We start from the raw sequence: 320 nt of genomic DNA on the forward strand, positions 1-320 counted from the left end.
TACCGCAACCGTACTGGTTGTAGCCAAACATGTAACGGCACTTGGAACAATACTCGCAATTACCGGAGGATTTAACGGAGCAAGTGTAACTGATCCGTTGAAAATACATCCGTTTTTATCCTTAACAGAATAAGCAATATTCTGAGATGCTCCCGTATCGCTTACTGTTAATGTATTTGTAGACGAATATCCACCGCCGTTGAAGCTGTATTCATATGGCGATGTTCCTGTTGTTGGAGGCGCAATAGTTAAAACCTTAGATTCTTTAGCATTTGTTGTACTACATGTAAATGCCGGAGCACTTGCCGTAGTAGTTAATG

At 41.2% G+C, this 320-nt stretch carries 1 protein-coding gene; it reads right to left on the reverse strand.

The annotated features are described in order from the left end of the window. A partial coding sequence (locus AC6CH4_RS26005; protein ID WP_498108241.1) for a hypothetical protein occupies positions 1 to 320 on the reverse strand: 320 nt, incomplete at both ends.

This window comes from Flavobacterium sp. GQ95, from assembly GCF_059758655.1.